Here is an 18,231-nt window from a genome sequence, read left to right as displayed (position 1 = left end):
CCTCGATGCGCTGGGTTGGCCATAAAGGAAAGTCTGTCCGGGCGGCGTCAGTCGTCTCCTGGCAGCGGGACGGGACGGATGTTGCTTTGATCCGCCAAATGGTAGAGGGCCGTTTGCAGGCCCAGCAGGTATCCGTCAGATGCTGAATCGTCACGGAGGTGATCCGCGCCTGGATCCGGTCCAGGTACAGCCCCAGCAAAAGAGCAGTGACATGTGTGTGAAGAGCAACTGGCGCCGCATGCTAGAAGGCTTTCTCTGCAAGGACATCAAACGGCGCGTCGTCGCCTGTAAACACCACGTGAGGCACCCCAGACCGCCTGGCCCCGTCTTTGTTGCGCCGATGGACGTACCAGAAGCATTCGACCCCGTCAGCGGCATAGCGTTCTTGCCGGAGCCTGAACTCCCCGGCGTCCTGGCGTGACCACTGAACCTCCAGCGCCAGGCGCCTGCCGTCATGCTCTGCAAGGACGTCCGCCGTCCACGCCCGTTCCTCCGTGCTCCACTCGACGTTGACATGCCAGCCGGCATCTCTGGCAGCCTGGGCGATCAGGGTTTTGAGTATGCGATGTTGAGGTGACTCGTTCCAGCAATCAACGAGGCCGCATTGCACGCCGGCCTTGTGGGCAAAGTGCTTGAGACCGCGTCTGGATGTGCGGGGATTCCCGGAACCCCGCAGCGCATCAGCAGGGACCGGCTCTCGTACACGCTCTTCACCCGATCCCAGCGTTCGTCCCTGGCTAAGTAGGACTCGATCCGTTCCCCGTCGAGAAACGCCACCAGCGGCATTGCCCCTCCTTTTTTTGCTGCCCGCAGGCATTTTGCATCACCCTAGCCACAGGGACTGACAATCCCGCACCAGGGAACCCAAGTCAGATAGTTTTGCCAGATGGCGCTGAACGACCCCCTGAGTATTCACCAGATAGACACGGATGCAGCTTCGGCGACACCGGCTGCAGTTGAAGAGGTCCTGAAGGAGCATTACTACAGGGTTGACCCCGGAGAGTATTTCGAGCGCCGACTTTGGGGAATAGTTGCACTTGCTGACATGCAGTCCGGTGCCCTGAAGTGGGACCGCACCGACCGGGCCTCCCTCTTCGGACAATTCCAGGCCTTGCTCAAGGACAAGAAATTTGCGCTGGACGTCCCACCTGGGGACACGCTGAGCAGCCGAACCATGGCCGCAGTCGAGTCTTATGCCTTGATGCAGCACGTCATCGAGACGGCCTTACGACTGTTTGTGGCAGGTCAGGAAAGAACTACCGGCAGCAGTCCGATGACCAAGCTGCTAAACATCCGGCATGCCCCGGATCTCCGGGATCCCATTAAACCCTTGCTGGGAGCGAGAGCCAGACATGCAGTATCCGAGGTGATGTTCCCTCCGGAGCTTCAACACGAGAACACCAAAGAGTCCAAAGAGGACATGCGGCGTCATCTGGATTTCCTGACGGCCTGGCTCACTTTCTTCGCCCGGTTCTATTCAGACAGCGACTTCAGCGGCGCCCAGGGAAACAATCAGCTCAAACACGGCGCCACAGTTGTCCCTCGGGATGATCTGAACGCCGTGCTTCATCTCGCCGAGCAGCCACCCACAACGCTCACGCCGGAACAGTGGGACAATGCAGAAGCCGTGATCAACGCCGAATCGGTTACTTACGTCCTCCAAGAGCGGGGAGGCAAGGGAATGACTCCCGGACTCACCTTGCGGACTGATAATTCCGATCCGGCTACTAACTTGGCCATCAGCCAAGTTGGAATCAGTATTGTGCGTTCACTGTGGCAGATGTCGCAGGTCGTGGCCTATCCGTACACTCCAGCTGATTACGACTACGACTACTCACCCCTGCCGGCTGAGCTCTTCGCCAGCACCGATCGGCCTCCGCGTTCTATTACCCAAAGGCTGCTTCACCCCGCACCAAAACCCGCAACGCAGAATTCCACCGCTCAACGAAGAAGGAAGCGGTAACCCCCTGCCTCCTGAGCGTCCTGGACGCTGGGCACTTCAAGCAGCACGAGCTGGGCTAAGACCGTTCGAGCGACCTTAGCAGCAAGGCCAAGATGGCCGCGATGTGTCTCCTTGTGAGCTTGTACTCCTGGTCCACTCGCTAAAGCTCGACCGCCGAGCTATCGGATGCTTCGCTCCGCCAAGTCTCAACAATGTCGGAACGGAAGCGTTCCGTGAATCGCTTCGCCTTACCGCCGTTGATTTCACGAGCGAAGTCTCTGATCTGGGTAGCTGCGTCTCCGCGCCAATTCCTTGCCAGGGCGCCCGCGAGGAGATCCTCTGGGTCAAAGCGATGACCGGCACGCCAAAGTCTTGTGAGCCCGTCGAGCACCGTTGAGCGGTCTCGGCTGTCCGAGAGGCCAGTCGAGGAGTTGATGAGATCCGTGAATGTGTCCATGGCGGCAGCGACGACAGGATCGGGCAGGATAGGTTCTTTGAGCTTGATTTCAGGCCCTCCCAGATGAATCGGCCTAAAGGCGCTAATCCAAGGTTGGCAGCCGACCAGGCCTTCCGTACCGACGCTGCGCCGATAGTGGTCGGGGCCGACAATCTCGAAGGCGGCAACGGCCGAAGAACGCCTTTGTGTCTCCACGGCCAACAGATGCGTTTCAAGGGGCCGGTACATCAACACAGGGCCGGATGGCAGCGCAGGGAGTTTCCCTCGGAAGTCCGGGTAGACCTTAGCCCCTGCAGCGACGAAATCAAGCAGGAGAGGTTCCTCGTCGAGATCATGCCTGTGGCCCGTCTGTATCCCGACCGACCGGGCGTCACCGCCGGCCTGTTCAAGGCACCATCCGATAGTGGCCACCAGATCCTTTTCGCGCTCCTCGTAAAGGTGGTCATACGGGAGTGCCACGTAAGCCCTCGGGAGTGTGGTGCGGTCTTGTTCAAACATCATTGAGGCAGACTCTCACGACCCTCTGACATTTTCGTCCTATCGCTGATCTGGCACCGAACTGATCGCAAGAACTGCATCTAGCAACGTTGGTAATTGGCCGGAAGGTGCGCTGTAACCCTGAATTATGAAGGTGTGTGCAACAGGTTCTGCAGCTCTAGCAGGTGTGCGTGGACGCATTCGTTTTCCTCGGCGGCCCCGGCGAAGGAAGAAAGTGCAGACCGCATACTCTGCACCCCGAATGGTGCGGAATACGACGATCCCTAGTCAGTGCCTATGCAGCCCGGGGGAGGGGTTTGCTTCTCCAGAACGAGCCCGCACCAACTCGCACATGAAGGTGGCGCGACGTTCCTGGTCCGGTGCCGCTCAAAATGCCAGTCAATCCCAGATCTCTCCACACCAGTAGCGGCCTTGCTCGTGCTCCTGGATAACGAGGACTCGTTTCTCTCCGAGCAAGATGATGTCTTCGTAGATGAGCATGGGTCCGGTGCAACAGCAGCGGCCGCCGTCAGGGTGTCTTGGTGTAGGTGGAAAACTGATTGGACGGCCCCAAACTAGGAACGCTGCCGCCTACAGGACGGATACAGTCACGTTGAGAGCTTAGGGCGGAGATGCTTGCTGTTGTTCCATCCAGCTGACTCGATCTGCCTACCAGGGCGGTCAGACAGATCATCGCGCGCTCAGCAGGCTGTCGCTGCCCCCGCAATGGCTCGATCATTGCTCGCGGTTGTTACTTATCAGTTCATAAGGCGCTTGTAGCGTGCCTCAAACGCCAGCTCGCCGCCTTCCATAATCAAGCAGATCGACTGCTTAATGGTCGCTGCTTGGATCGATCCATGGGCTTCAACATCGGGCATGTTACCGTGCCGAAGAATTGTGACGTGTTCGGCATCAGCGTTAACAACGACGTTTGCGTTATGCGTGACAACGATTACCTGTCGGCCGGTCTTGATCCTTTTTAGTGTTGCGACCACGAGGTCGTAGATGAGCTTGTTGTCTAGGTCGTCTTCCGGCTGGTCGAGCAGCAACGGATCGTTACTCAATTGCAAAATGACTGCGAGCAAAGCGGCGGTCTTCTCACCAGGGGAGCCCTCGCCAAGCTCGCGGAGGCTGCTTGCGCCGTCCTGCTTGTATCGCACCCTCAAACGATCCTCGGGGAACCAGAGATCAACTTCCGTCTGGTAGGTATGTTCGTCGAGTGTCTTGAGATGTCCGAAGAATCGCTGATCGATTGCGATCTTGAGGCACTCCTTCAGCGACACAGCTTCCGAACCGGTCGCGCGGATTTCTTTTAAGAGGGTCTTGAGCTTGGCGATACGACCGTCGCGCCCAGGTTTGAAGGGATGCTCGAGAATCCCGGGCAAACCGTCTGCAGAGAAGAGCGGATCAAACGAGCTCGACTTTTGAACCAGACGGCGCAGGTCCGACTCGAGCGATGCATCGTCTGCTTGGGCAAGTACTTGGATCTGTAAATCATCACTACTAAGTGCTTTTGCCAACGCGCCTCGACGTTTGGTCAGTTCTGAGCGATGTTCGGTGATCTTCTCAAATGTCTGTTTTGCGTCATTGACCAACCCCGACTGCTTCATCTTCGCTTTTTCGATGTCAAGGAGCCCAGCGTCCAGGTCGCTCTTCTCTGCCAGCAGCCGTGCGTTTGCTTCGTTGGGATCCCCAATACCTTCGGCGGGGTCGGTATTGACTTCGTCGCCCGCGGGGGTGAGGTCTCGGTTCAACTCCTGGATTCGCAGATGCCGAGGAGAGCTTTTCGCTACGGATTCCCAGGACTCTCTGGACGTCCTCAGCACCTGCACCGCATCAGCGATCGCACCAAACGCCTGAGCGACAGCGTCTTTACGAGTCTGCTCAGCTTCCCAGAGTTTATCTGTAGAACCTGCGACCTGTTCGTCGCCCCGAAGATCACCGTACTCTTCAACGAGTTTAGCAACAGATTCCTCGAACCTTGCTGCAATGGACTCGTCTCGAGCCGAGTTCTGCTCTTCCTGTGTGAGCTGGTCAAGTTCTCGGGCTTCGTCTGAATCCCTTAGCTTTGCTAATTGCTCCAGGCCGGCAACAACGTCAGACAGCTTACCTCTCAGTCGGTCCTCAGAGTCGATTTTGATCTGCAATTCCTTGATCGCGGCCCTTTGAGTGCGGTACTCTCCGCAAAATTCGTCAAAGGCCTCTTTCCACGTGGTGTATCCGATGAGGGGTTGATCATCAATAGCTTTCAGCAGGCTCTGCGGGTCACGAGCGGTCTCGTATATTTGCTTTTGGCTGTTGATCAGCAGCGGGAAGCGGTCGCGAGGCGAACCACCCTCTTTGTTCCACTCGTTGCCCTGAAGAATCTCAATTCCGGGGGCATCTGGGTTACTGCCTAGCCACACGACACGGTAATGCTGCCCCAACCGGCGGAGGTGGACCTCAATTCGCGTATCGCGGTCCCAAAAGCGGGATGTCGTGTTGCGCCCGGGCTCCGGCGAGAACCAATCACTGTCTGCCTGAAGTGTTGAAGGCAGGTCGGAGAAACGGCCCATCGCGAGACGGACGAGCTCGATGATGGTGGACTTTCCGACACCGCGCCCGCCGATGATGGTGTTCATCCAGGGCCCAAACTTATACGTCGCGTCAGAGCCGCCCTTGCGAACGACTACATGTTCGATCACGCTGTGGTTAAATGCATTCGGATCCAGTTCGCCCGCCTTTGCGGGCAAGACTGATTGCTCACCGTCGGATAATGCAAGTTTGATACCAAGGAGATTCGGCACTTCCATCTTCACCCAAGTGAAGTGACTTCCCGGATACTTGGCCTCAACGCCTTCCGGGCACCCGGCATCATCAAGATGATGAGCATCGGATCCGAGTACCGGGACCCACCCGAGAGCTGCGGCCCTTTTCGTTCCCGCATCCGTGACGGTTTCGACGGCGACGATATGTGGTGACCGTACGAGATCTTCCTGATTGCGGAGGTCATGCTCGAAAAGACCTTTTGAGGCGTCAGCGTGAGCGGGAATCGCCAGGCCGCCCCTTTCGACGATCGTCTGAACAACCTCCGCAAAGGACATCTTCGTTGTTCCGAGACTGCTGCCTCGTTCCGCGTTATAGCCACAAACGTGGAGAAGGGCGTTGATGTCCTCACTGGACGTATCTGGGTCGAAGACGCCAAGGAGATGATAGCCACCGTCCACAGTGAGCTCGACACCACTGAATATGCAGAGCTCCCGGAATCCGGCTGTTTGTTGCTCCCGCATCGCTGCAAGTTCTTCGCGCGCCTTATCGATACCCTCGTGGGAATTGTGGTCGGTCACCACCACAGCATCGATGCCGTTCCGCATATAGGTTAGCAACCAGTCGCGGAAAGAGGTGGGTACGGCAGCAGGCTTGCCTTCTTCTGCACCAAAGTCGAATGATGCCGGGCTGTGTGCGTGAAAGTCGACTTTCCACCATCGCGCACCCGGATGTGTCTGGCGCACGACTGATACTGGTGATACGTTCACCGGGGCCCCCTACCGGTGACGTTGATCACCAAGCTACTTACACATGAAGCTTCAATCTTGTCATCGCGATCCAGGAGATTTGTGGGCGACACGCGCGAAGGGTGATCCGGTCGAAGGATTCACGCCTTTGACCGTTATCCCAGAATTCTCTCTCTGGCTTCACCCGACAGAGCTCGGCCGTCAACAATACCTCGGTTCGGGCGGTCAAGACTCGTCCAAGTAGTCGGGAACGGGCTCGTTGATCTTTTCCAGAAGAACGTGTCGAGCTCCTTCTTCGGCGCGGCGAAGTTCGTCATCCGTTTCGGACTCCAGCGCAAGTTCGACTGCGGCCAGTGCCGACTGGAGTTCGGGCGACCCGGCGTCGTTTCCAGTCCAGAAGTGGGGGGTGAGATGCTGCGATACCCGATTCAAGGTATCTTTTCGGAGTCCTTCTCCGAATGTGCCGGCGTGTGTCGTGAGCCGACGCGCCAGCTCAATGTGATGGGCAGCCCAAGCGTTCAGGACAGCCAGAACTCCGAGGAGGTTCTTAAGTTTCTGCTCGCCAAGATTGCCCACGGCAGCGCACAGCTCGTCTGTGACGCCTCGAGGAAGCCGGTCTCCTGTCACCTGGGTCAGTGCTGATGCGACCTGTCCGGGATCGTCGCTTTCGCACCCGTCAAGGATCCAAGCCGCGAGCTCATGAGGCTTTCCGGCAAAGGCTGCGCGGAGGCTGTGATGCCTTGAATACTGCAGAAGATTGCGGAGGGAACCGACCCCGGCCATTCGGTCAAGGAACAGCCGCGGATGCGTCGTTGCGATGTCAGCGATCGGCTTCTCGGCCGCCCATGTCCCGACCTGGATGGTGGCCAGAAGGTCGAGTATCGCAGCCGCTTGGTCATGAGTGAGGTTCCTGTACCAGTCCCTGCCAGCGCCGCCTGAGGGGATGCGGAGGACGTCATAGATGGTGTTGTCCGTTGCCTTCCCGGCGATCAGAGTCTTGGACACGGTGATTGGATCCTCGAAGAACGGCAAAGCTGTGAGGAATGCCTGCCGAACGCGCTCCGAAGGGTCCTCCACTCCAGCGGTGATCACCTCTGTGTAGGGGGATCCAAGGTTCGCCCAGGCGAAGAATCCGGCGGAGCGTCCGATAGCCCACCGGACACCTTCACGTTGGGCTGCTGTCCCGGCAACGATCTGGTCGACCAAAGCCTTGTCGGAGGACTGGAGGCAGTCTAGGAGGATTGGCAGGCCGGCATCAAGTGGCCCATCGGAGAGGTCGATGATAGCCGCGACGACGTCCGGTACGCGTTCAGCATGCTGTTTGGCGGTGAGCTGCAGAAGGGTGAGGATCTGGTGATTGGGTGTGCTCTCTGACGTTAGAAGGGCTTCCCGCAGTTCCGCGTTAAGTCGGTCTACGCTTGCTTTCACATCGGCATGCGGGCCCCAGAACGACTCGGCAAGTCGGAGGAGTCTCTGTTCGGATCGACGCTCGTGAGCTTCAAACCGTTCACTGAATTCGGCCTCACTTTCCTCGGAGGGTTTCGAGCCGGCAGCAACTTTCTCAACACACTCGCCAAGCGTTGGCGCATCTCTCCCTCGCTGAAGGTCAACGTCGATCAACCGTCCGCCGCCGAGGAGGTGATCGCTGAGATCGTCATCCTCGCGTTGGTCGAGTTGATGGAGGAGTGAAAGGGCTGCGTGCATCACTTCCGGCGAGGTGGAGTAGCCGGATGGGGTTTCGCCCGCGCGGCACACTGTTCTGCGTATGGCGGGCTTTGTGGTGGATTCGGCGATAGTCCGGAGGGCTGCGATGGTCTGGAGATCGTCATCGGCCCATGCATTGCGCTGTTCATCGGGAACGGTTGCTCCGAAGTAGCCGTGGGGTGGCCGGACGGCACTTTCGAGGAGCCTGACGATTTCAGCGGTGAGTGCCAGGTTCTCGTCGTTGGCATATTTCACGCACAAGGCCCGAACAGCATCGCGATGCGGTCGAGCCCACGCCGGGTTGACCTGGAACTGGCCCAGCGAAATGGCGCGAGGGTCCTCCATCTCGCTGGTCGTTCCTTCTTTGGCAAGAAACGGCCCGAGAACCGTCAGTGGCGTGACGGCACCACGCTGATCCAGTGCCGCGAGCCACTGCCCAACTTTGGTGATGATGCGCTCCGCGTAGGACGGATCGGGGAGCCGATTCAGTTGGCAGAGCTGATCGATGATAATTCTCAGGGGGTGATCCAGTGTCGAGTCGACGGGGCGCGCGTCTCGGCGGCCGAGCTCCCAGAGAGCCTCTAGCGCTGTTTCGAGCCCTTCAGCACCGTTGGCTGCGCAGGCACCGTACGGTACGGCCAGCCTTCGTTCCACCGCGGTCCGATCGATTTCGCCAGTTCCGAACAAGGCTGCGATCCCAGCGTCGCCAGGCAGATTCGAGGGACGCTGAGCCGGTTCGAGATCCTCGAGTCCGTCCAGCCGGTGCCGGATCCTATTGAGCAGTCCCAGCGTCTTCATCGGTTGAGTGAGTGGGAGCAACCCGAGATGGCCGGCCAGCGAATAGAGGTCTCCATAGCCTCCGTGATCAATCCTCGTTTCGACGCTTGCCCAGATCGGATTCATGACGTGTGGGCCGCTGTGGTGGGCGAGTCGCCACTGGAGGCTTCCGATCGAGGTGAAAAGGTCCTCGCTGGCCACATCACTGAGGGTGTTCCAGAGCTCTTCGACGAATCCGGTATCAACCCGTCAATCGAGGCGGCACGTTCTAGAACCTGATCAGCGAACAGCTCAGGCATAACACGCGCCCTGCCGTTCTGTTCAATGACGATGCCGCGGTGACGAAGTTGTTCACGGAGCCGAAGGTAATCGCGCCGCGAAATGTCCGCCAGCTTGAAGATTCTGGACCTTACTTCTTCGTCGTCAGCGTTGACCGTGCCAAGCGCCGACAGGGTGGCGAGCACTAGTTCGAGGGGTTCGGGCCCCACAGCGTCAATGCCTCCGGTCAGAATGTCCCCATAGCGTGCCATGACCTGCTCCCGCAGGTCGCTGTCGAGAGACAGCGGACCCCTCAGCTGGCCGCCTTTGATCATGTTCAGTGTCAAGACAGCCACAAACGGCGTATCCCGGGCCTGTCGGGCGAGGGCTTCAGAGAGGGAAAAATCGAGGGACAGCCCGTCAGCGAGGGAAGCCACCAGCTCTCGACTTTCAGGCAGGGTGAGTCTTTCGACGGTTATTTCACAGATTTGCTCCTGGCGGAAGCCGCTCGTGATCACTTCGTTGCGAATGGCTTGTACTTCCAGACCCCTGACGCCGAGTAAGAGTTGTGTTCCAGTGTTCTCTGCGGCGTAGTTGAGTAGGATCGCGAGGTCGGCTGGGCTTCTGTGAGCGTCGTCGACCACGATGACCGCCGGTGTCAGAGGCAGCAGATCGATCGCCTCTTTGTCGAGGCCATGTCCGGGGGAGAGCCAGAGCACCTGGACCGGAGGATTGGCTGCTTGGAAGGCTTGGAGACAGTCGATCATGAGACGGGTCTTGCCGACACCACCAATCCCGTTGACGAAGACGACCCGGGGCCAATCGCCGGACCGATCGAGCGCTGCGCCCAGCAACGCCTTTTCCGAGACACGTCCGACGGCGGGTCCGAGGTCATTTAGAAGGTCTTCACCCCTACGCCTCCTCTCTGAGACTTCCGTGATACCAAGAAAGGAATCCACCCCAGGAATCTGGACGAAATGGCGGCGGAACTTTTTACCCCAGAACGCGTCGAGGATCTGACGCTGCCTCTGGGGCGGGAGGTTTTTCAGCATCTGGGTCAGTCCCCGTTGATCGGTGATGTCCCAGCCTTTGTGCATCTTCACTTCTTTCCGCGCTGCTGATGACGCCTCGCCGGAGTACACGATGAAGTACTCGTCAGCGACGAAAGTGCAGTCCTTCACGAACTTGCGAACATTGGCGGCTGTCAGATCGTCGAGACGTTTGCACTGCCAGGCAACTGTCGCGCCGTCTGACCAGGTTCCTTCGAAATCGATGCCATGCTGCTTATCGCCGCGGCGGCCCCATCGCTGAACACGCTGCACACGGCGGGCGGGCTCAGCTACGGACATGGTGGCTACGAGAAGATCCTCGGTGAAATCCTCAAACCGATCCGGAAGCAAGCCAGCCGTGGGGACCAGGTCAGCATGACGGCCTCCAGGGATCCCGGATTCTCCGGGCAGTTGTGCATCGTGACTCATGACCTTATTCTGCAATGCTCTCCGCCACGGCCCGATCGAATGATTCCGGAGGAGTGAAGGCTGTGGCTGCCTCGCTCGCGACAAGGTTGCGCTGCGCATTAGGTTCCCGTGAGCTCAGATACGTCAGCGTCGCGCCGATCAAGTCGATCAGATCGCAGGCTGAGGCCCTTTCGAAGTCGATGTCGACGATGGCCTGAAAGCGGAGTGTGCCGTCACCGAAGAATGCCGGCGTGATGGTCTTCCGGTTGTTCGTGTTCCTGCCCTTCAGAGGGGCCGCCTTCATCCCATGGACGATGACTTGTTCCCAGTCACCCTTGGCCCCAGGACGGCTTCGTTTGTCTCGCCTCAGGAGCTCTGCGAGGTCGGGCCGCTCCGTTTTGAGGTGAGTATGGAGGCTCGCGAAGTCGATATCGGCATCCATGCTGTCTGCCAGATCGTATACGGCACGGCGCACTTCTTCATCCTCAACGTGGCCTGGCCGAGCTTTGAAATCCACGCCGAATCGCAGCTCGCCGCCGGGCTTCGTTTCCCGCCAGCGGACCTCGGCCATGAAGCACCGGTCAGCGCCCTCGCCCCGAATCGGCGCCCAGCTCTGGACGAGAGGCAGTCCACCTCCGCTTGTCACACTGGCCCAAGCCATCCGGCCACGACCCCTCAACTCATGCGCGATCTGACGGGTCACCACACGCGCCAGGAACTTCTGGTTCAGAGCAGCCAGCGGCATCCAGCTTCCCCTGGATCTTTCCTCGAACACCGCCGAGATCGACCGGTCCCAGGTGCGCAGGACGCCGGCGGCCTCGCTTGCCAGGCCGCGAGCCAGTACGTCGTCGTCGACCGACTCCCATCGGCCGATGACCTCGCTCAGGCTGAGGAAAGTCCATCGCTCGGAGCTGTTCCCCAGTCGAAGGTTGTCCGAGGCTAGCGCAGCTAGGTAAAGGTCCGGGCGAATGCTGAGGGCCTCGTATTTCTTTAGCTGTTCCTCGCTCATCACGTGTCCGAGCTTCACCTCGACCACGGCCGCTCGGGAACCCGAGGTAAGCAATAGGTCTGCGTTGTTGGCTTTCTGCACCTCTCGGGAAACGTCATCGGGGACGAATCCGACAAGTTCGATCCATGGCGAGGGGTCACGGTCACTCAGGAACTGGATGAGGTCCGACACATTCGTCTCCTGGGCCAGAAGACGGCCAAGACCTCTGCTGCGGACCCAAGGCGATACCGATTTTCCCATAGGAACAGCATGAGCCACGCGGCACGCGATCTGCTCACACGACATCACCGTTGAAGCAGTGATGTATCGGCGGGAGCAGGCTGGAGCGACGTGGCATAGTCGTCGCAGTAGACGTGTTTTGGATTGGCGGCAACTTATTGCGGGTTGGATCCGGACTTCTTGCGGAGGCTTTGGAGCAGGCGAACTTGAGCCGATTACTGGCGTCCCGGGCCACGACCTCGGCCACCCATCTCCCATTTCAACGTTTGTTGGTCGATCTCCTATCAGGTGGGCTTCCTCCGGGAGCTGATCGCCGTCCACTCCTGACCCGATGATGGGCTTGATCGCCGCGCCAGTTCCATCATGGGATGGCACGAAGACGCCGTTGACCAGCGAAAACGGTGTTCCAAGCCAACCCACCTCCTGTCTTAATATTCACTGGCAAGAACAATCGCAATTTTATATGGGTCAAAACCGGGCGATTTCACGAATTTCCGCAGTTCAAAAAGGTTTCTAGTACCCATCTCCCCTTCATTGTTCGTGACCCACCAATGTTCACTTTGCGGTAGTCGCTGCACCCCGGCAGGACTTCAATCGGGCGCGAAACTTATGCCCAGCTGACCCGGGCCGCGGTCCATAAGAGTCGCAACCTGGGGGAGAGGAATCAGCTGCCCACGCGTCGTGTTGTTCCCTCGAAGCCGGTGGGACCTATGCGGCGGATATCGACTCGACGTGTAGCGTGGCTGCTGCGAGGCCCTTGGTTGCTGCCCTGGGTGTCGCGAACGCCATCCGCCCCGGCTTCTTGGCAGTCCGGCATTCGTTGGGCACCCAGCCAGGTGATGGCCCGGATCACGGCCGGCTGCCTTGAGCCGGGCCAAGGCGAGTTACAGATCGTCCGGGCAGGAGTCGTGATCCTGCAGGGCGCCGTAGGAGGCCAGGTCGCCAAAGTTATGGAAACCGAACTCCTGCAGAGCTTCGGGGTGGGCTGCCAGGTAGGCGATGAGGTCCCGGCCCCAAGCGGTGTCGTAGGCCTGGTGTTCGGCTGCGATGGACTGGGCGATGCAACTGGGCGTGGCGGAAGCCGGAGCCGTGCCGATCACGGCGCCGACCATCGCGATGCCCAGCGCCAGTCCGAGCCGGGTCAGGGTTCGTGACATCGTTCTCACTACCCTTGCGCCGGTGTTGCGGTGGGCAGGGCGCCGATTTGGGACAGGATCGTGAACAGGTCGCAGTACTGGGTGATCTCGACGATCTTGCCCTCGCGTATGCGCAGCAGGTCCCAGGCTGCGAACTTGACCCTGCGTCCGCTCGCGGGCACGCCCGCGAAGTCCGCTTCGTGCGTTCCGGTGTAGGAGAGCCACGCGCTGATGGTGTCGCCCTCCTGCACAAGATGCCGGATGTCGGCGGTCAGGTCCGTGAACGGCTCGCGGAAGCCGGACAACGCCGACTTCAGCTCCGCCAGATCTGCGCCTGCCCCGGCGTGTCCCCGCAGGTCCGGGGAGCAGACCAAGTCGAGGTCCTCGATCTTGCCAGTGTTGATGATCTCGTAGAAGCGCCGGGCCACGCTCTTCTCGATGCTGTCCATGTCATTGCCTTTCTTTCCGTTTTGAACAGTTACAGCATGGCGCAGTGTAGCTCGCCGAGCATCGGGCATTGTCCCTATTCGGTAGCCCCATTCCGCATCATCAGCGGCTGTCTACCGGGGCCCGTGGCAGCCGCAGCAGCGCAAAGGCGGTCGCCTCGGTGCGGCTGCGCAGCCGCAGCTTGGTGAGAATGCTGCTCACGTGGTGGCCGGCAGTCTTGCGGCTGATCACCAGGCGCTCGGCGATCTCGGCGTTTGACAGCCCCTCGGCCACCAAGCGCAGCACCTGCTCCTCCCGCCGACTCAGCACACCCACATCTCGGGGTCCGGTCCTGCCCTTGTCGCCGAGCTCCCGCAGGAACGCCGCGGCGCGGTCGGCGTCAGCGGTCGCGCCCATCCGGTCGAAGGCCTGCAGCGCGGCGCGCGCCTCGGTGATCGTCACGCCGCGATCCTCCACGGCCAGTGCGCGGGCCAGCGCCAGCCTGGCCCGGCTGGCTGGAAGCGGTGCGCCGGCCTGTGCGAACCCGACCGCCGCCGCGCGCAGCAACTCGGGCGCCTCCCCGGCACCGCGGGCCAAGGCCACCTTGGCTCTGGCGAAGTTCGCCTGCGCCCGGTGCAGCGCAGTGCCAGTCAACGAAGCCACAGCCTCGATCACCGCCGCCGACTCCTCGGCGAGCCGCACATCGCCGGTGGCGATCGCGGCGTCCACCCGCTGTGCGTGCACGGGGACTGCAAGAACCGGCACCTGCCGCAGGCGGCCCAACGCGGCGTCAAGGACGGCGACGGCCCCGGAGGCTCGCCCCTGGGCCAGCTCGAGCGAGGCGGCAGCGGTCGCACACTCCCAGTCGCTGGCGAAGCCGGTGAGCACCGCCTCGGCCTCCGCCAGCCGCCCTTGGAGCACACGCAACTCCACCAGACGCGCGACCGGATGGACACAGCGCGGCTGCAACCCGCTCATCGACATCCTCTGTGCCGCGGCAACCAGCTGCTCCTCAGCGGCATCGAGCCGCCCAGTGACCAAATAGACACCTCCACAACACCCGGTGCAGAACGCCGAAATCAGCTCGGCCGGCGACGTGGTCTCGAACGGTACCAACGGTCCGAATGTCAGGGACGACCGGAAGTCCAGGAGCAACTGCGCCCAGGGTTCCACCACCGCGGGATCACCCAGCCAGCCGGTGACCTCCAGCAGTGTGCACAACGCCTCGACGACGTGCTCCACCTCGCGCCCTTCACCGGACGTGGCCGCCGCCATCGCCTCGTGCAGATCCGACAACCCAGCCGCCACATCGCCAGAGCCAACCCGAGCGGCCCCGCGCCGCGCCAGCGCCACGATCTCCAGATCGACGTCACCGCACTCGCGCGCAATCCTCACCGCGCGATCGGGCTTCTCTTCGGCGGCCTCGACAGCGCCGGGGATCTCGGACTCGGCGACCAGGATCCAGCCGGGCAGACTGCCGGCCTCGCCGAACCCAGCCAACAATGACCGGGCCCGCGCCAACCACCCGTCGGCCATAGCATGGCGCTGGTAGAGCGTCCGGTATTGCCGGGACAGCCAGATCGCGACCACCGCGGCCTCGCGATCACGGCGGTCGCGGCGGAATAGCGCGAAAGCCCGCCCACGCACCTCCAGGGCGGCGGCCGGGTCGTTGAGCCACCACAACGCCCGCCCCAGACCGTCGAGCGCCTCGGCCGACTCCTGCTCCGTCCACGCCGCCTCAAACGCATCCCGCGCCCGCGCCCAATCACCCTTCACGAGGGCCTCTACGCCGACCGCGAGCGGATCGCGATCCTCCATTTTCCGATCATCCCACACCCACTCCCCGGACGGCGGAAATGGGGATTCCCGGGTCTGGCTCGCGACACGCATGCCGGTGCCAGACCGATGCCGGCACCCCCGCGGACAGCAGAGATCAGGGCGGCTGCGGCTGGTCACCTATATAGGTGAATGGTCATGTCTGAGCAAGCTCCGTCGTGTCCGGTCTCCTGTGTCTACGACGATGCTCCTAGAGGCGACATATCGAACATGGCTACAGGAATACCTCCGGGAAGAGTGATTCGTGTCCACCAAAATTTCACTGTCAGGCAACGTATCCGGCTCCGTGGAGGTTTCGGGCAACGCGAAGCGGGCCACTTCACCTAGCGCGTGACCCTGTTACATGGCAGATTCCATTGCGGGCTGGTTTCGCACGTATCCGAAGAGTCCGCTGCGCGCAGTGAACCACGCTTTCTTGAGGGCATTCGAAATTTGCACGGGTTCGGCTTCCAGCACCCGCTGGCGGTCAAGGAGATCATTTAGCGTCTGCGGGCTGTCCCATGGGCTGCTGCCCCTGAGTCGCCGGGACCGCACTTACGGTTTAAGCTTGCGCGGACGGCCTGTTCGGTCCTTACTAATGAAAGGAACCGCGGCACCGGGTAGGTTCTTGCCCTTGCGGCAGAGCACGCTCGTTCCACCGGCAAGAATGGTCCAACGATGGAGTACTTGGAGGAAAATCGAAATGTTCGCCAGAGTCAGCACCTACGGAACGGGACCGGAAACCATCTCGGAGGCCCCCTCGGAAGACATCCTAATTGCGGTGCGTGAAATTCCCGGGTTCAGGGGAATCTATTACCTGCATGGGAAAGGAACCGGCAAAGACCTGTCCATTACGCTGTGGGACTCCGAGGAAGCTATGACCGCGAGCCGGGAGAGGGCGAACAGGATCAGGACAGAGACCAGCGCAGCTGAAAAGACGGAGATCCTTGCAGTGGAGGAATTCGAAGTCACGGTCAGCAGTCTCAAGGAGTAAACGCCAGGACCGAGGGATGGGTCGTTCGCGAGCTAGGCACCGAGCACGATTTACATCTCTCCGACACTGACGGAACCGTCGCTGTGCTGGACGAGCTCGCGAGGTCCGGAGCTGGGGCGTAACTGACAAGACCACTGTCGCCAGGGTCCGAGCATCGCGCGAGTCATACCGCCAATCGGCTCCTCGTCTTACCGGATCTAGCGTCGTTCGATAAGTGCTCATTCCTAAGTGATCGCGGGGATAGGGGCGTGTCGATGACGTGAGACGGGCACGAGCCTCGGTAGAGGAAGGGGTGGTCTACGCCTACCCTCTTCCCCGAGGTGCTCGTGCCTGCACTGCCGTCTTCGTCATCGAACCGCTTTGAGACCGCTGCTTCCCGAGCGAGTGGATACGCATCCGCTGGGCTGTCACCAGCCGCTTGTCCGCCTACGTTCCGCGCCTCGCCATCCCCAACCTGCACGGCCGAACCCGAGCACTGCGCGAGATGCTCCTGCAAGAGCCACCTGGAAGCACTACGCCGTTGGCGACCACTCCTCAAGATTTCGAGCTCCCAGTTGCCCGGTAAGCCTGTGTCAATCGTCCGACCCCAGGAGATCCCAGGAAAGGCTCGGGTTCGACATGCCCAGTCTGAGTAGCTCTACCGATGCGCGGTTCCACTCCGAGCAGCGATGATGGTCCCATGGCCACATCACCTAACAGCGCCCTGCCGGCAGAGAATCGGCCGGGCCGGTCGTCGACGTTGTCGACCGACGGCACGAGGATCGGCTGGATCACCAAGGGCAGAGGCAAGCCACTGATGCTGGTCCACGGCGGCGGGGCTGACCACACCCGGCTGGAGCCCTTTGCCGAGGCTCTCTCAGACCGGTTCGCCGTCCACCTCGTGGATCGACGGGGCCGAGGCATGAGTGGGGACAAAGACACCTACGACATCGAGCTTGAGTACGACGATATCGCCGCTGTGGCCGAGGCGATCGGCCAAGAGGTGACGGTGCTTGGTCACTCCTACGGCGGACCGATCGCCATCGGCGCGGCTACCCGCACCGACGCCATCGCACGCGTCATCGCCTATGAAGGCTGGCCCTCCCTGGCGGGCTCTCCACCGTCCTATGAGCTCGGGGATACCGCCGAGCGAATCCAGGCGCTTCTCGACTCCGATGACCGGGACGGTGCCGTAACCCTGGTCTTCCGCGACCTGGTGGGCCTTGGCGAGGCACAACTCGCAGAGATGCGAACACAGCCCTCCTGGCGAGCCCGACTCGCTGCAGCAGCTACATTGCCGAGGGAAGTGCGGACCGAGCCAACCATCCAAATGGCACCGGCCGACCTGGCAGCCATCGCGGCGCCGGTTCTGCTGGTGATCGGCGGCCAGAACGAGTCGGCCCTTCGCTCTGGGGCCGACCAGTTGTGCTCGTACCTGCCTGATGCCCGGGTCCACGTCCTGGTTGGCCAAGGACACATGGCCTTCGACACCGCTCCCGATCTGCTCGCGGCTGCCATTACGGCCTTCGTCGAAGCAACCACTCCTGGTGTCGATCGGTGACCTTGCGGGCCATGCCGCCCGACGGCCCCATTCGCTGCCTGCGTTCACGACATGGCGCCAGCCAGTGATCCCCCCTTGGTTGGAGCCGGTCTGGCGAACGGATGCGTGCGTCGTATCGGTCGCCGGCTTCGGCCGTGTGGCGGTGGGGCTGGCCGACCTGTTGGTCGGAATGTCGCGGGCAGCAGGATTAGCGTCCACCGGGTCCGGGAGTGTCCGGAACTCGGCTGTCCCTGCGATCGCAGCGTTCCACCGACGGCCGTCGGTGTCCGGCCAAGGATCCGGAATCGGGAGAACGCCAGCCACGCCACGAACAGGATCGTTTTCACCCCGCCGATCCGTGGCCCGTCGCCGAAGTCGTACTGCAGCCATTATGCCGAGCGCGCGATTATGCAGAGGCCGCTCGTTCATGGGCCATAAACCAGTGCTGTCTCACGCTGCCGGTTGAGCCCTTTTCTGCATAATCACAGCCCTTCCAGGAAGGCGAGGAGATCATCTGGTGGGTGGTAGCGGCCGGGCCGGATGTCCG

12 protein-coding genes are annotated in these 18,231 nt (G+C 61.1%); 3 read left to right on the top strand and 9 right to left on the bottom strand.

All coding sequences use genetic code 11. The features are described 5' to 3' along the window. Positions 1-241: 241 nt before the first annotated feature. Positions 242-610 carry a competence protein CoiA family protein gene (locus AC6CH3_RS22440; protein ID WP_498134531.1) on the bottom strand — a complete coding sequence of 123 codons (369 nt, stop codon included), beginning with the start codon at positions 608-610 and terminating at the stop codon, positions 242-244. Between the two features lie 276 nt (positions 611-886). Here AC6CH3_RS22440 and AC6CH3_RS22435 point away from each other — a divergent pair, with 276 nt between their 5' ends. Then, positions 887-1,963: a hypothetical protein gene (locus AC6CH3_RS22435; protein WP_498134530.1), complete on the top strand. Its 1,077-nt coding sequence runs from the start codon at positions 887-889 to the stop codon at positions 1,961-1,963. A 139-nt stretch (positions 1,964-2,102) separates the two neighbouring features. On the opposite strand, the gene AC6CH3_RS22430 is transcribed toward AC6CH3_RS22435, so the two are convergent. From AC6CH3_RS22430 to AC6CH3_RS22395, 8 genes are all read right to left on the bottom strand, one after another. After that, a complete protein-coding gene (locus AC6CH3_RS22430; protein ID WP_498134529.1) occupies positions 2,103-2,900 on the bottom strand; it encodes a DUF1889 family protein in 798 nt (265 codons plus the stop codon). A gap of 734 nt (positions 2,901-3,634) precedes the next feature. Further along, positions 3,635-6,391 carry a TrlF family AAA-like ATPase gene (locus AC6CH3_RS22425; RefSeq protein ID WP_498134528.1) on the bottom strand — a complete coding sequence of 919 codons (2,757 nt, stop codon included), beginning with the start codon at positions 6,389-6,391 and terminating at the stop codon, positions 3,635-3,637. A gap of 204 nt (positions 6,392-6,595) precedes the next feature. Continuing rightward, on the bottom strand, positions 6,596-9,052 hold the full coding sequence (locus AC6CH3_RS22420; protein ID WP_498134527.1) for a hypothetical protein: 2,457 nt from the start codon (positions 9,050-9,052) through the stop codon (positions 6,596-6,598). Further along, positions 8,974-10,587: a hypothetical protein gene (locus tag AC6CH3_RS22415; protein WP_498134526.1), complete on the bottom strand. Its 1,614-nt coding sequence runs from the start codon at positions 10,585-10,587 to the stop codon at positions 8,974-8,976. Before AC6CH3_RS22415 ends, AC6CH3_RS22420 begins: the two co-directional genes overlap by 79 nt. A 4-nt stretch (positions 10,588-10,591) precedes the next feature. Further along, positions 10,592-11,746, bottom strand: coding sequence for a hypothetical protein (locus AC6CH3_RS22410; protein WP_498134525.1), 1,155 nt, complete (start codon positions 11,744-11,746; stop codon positions 10,592-10,594). A gap of 932 nt (positions 11,747-12,678) precedes the next feature. After that, the gene (locus tag AC6CH3_RS22405) at positions 12,679-12,951 is read right to left on the bottom strand and encodes a hypothetical protein (RefSeq protein WP_498134524.1); all 273 of its coding nucleotides are present in this window, start codon (positions 12,949-12,951) and stop codon (positions 12,679-12,681) included. An 8-nt stretch (positions 12,952-12,959) separates the two neighbouring features. Continuing rightward, on the bottom strand, positions 12,960-13,379 hold the full coding sequence (locus AC6CH3_RS22400; protein ID WP_498134523.1) for an ester cyclase: 420 nt from the start codon (positions 13,377-13,379) through the stop codon (positions 12,960-12,962). 100 nt (positions 13,380-13,479) lie between these two features. Then, on the bottom strand, positions 13,480-15,174 hold the full coding sequence (locus tag AC6CH3_RS22395; RefSeq protein WP_498134522.1) for a helix-turn-helix transcriptional regulator: 1,695 nt from the start codon (positions 15,172-15,174) through the stop codon (positions 13,480-13,482). Between the two features lie 700 nt (positions 15,175-15,874). Between AC6CH3_RS22395 and AC6CH3_RS22390 the strand changes: the two genes are divergently transcribed. Both AC6CH3_RS22390 and AC6CH3_RS22385 read left to right on the top strand, forming a co-directional pair. Then, on the top strand, positions 15,875-16,165 hold the full coding sequence (locus AC6CH3_RS22390; protein WP_498134521.1) for a hypothetical protein: 291 nt from the start codon (positions 15,875-15,877) through the stop codon (positions 16,163-16,165). Positions 16,166-16,844: 679 nt separating this feature from the next. Then, positions 16,845-17,705, top strand: coding sequence for an alpha/beta fold hydrolase (locus AC6CH3_RS22385; protein ID WP_498134520.1), 861 nt, complete (start codon positions 16,845-16,847; stop codon positions 17,703-17,705). Positions 17,706-18,231: the final 526 nt, after the last annotated feature.

Source organism: Arthrobacter sp. GQ119, assembly GCF_059759125.1.
The sequence above is the reverse complement of the archived record's forward strand: the minus strand, read 5'-3'. Positions and strand labels throughout refer to the sequence as shown.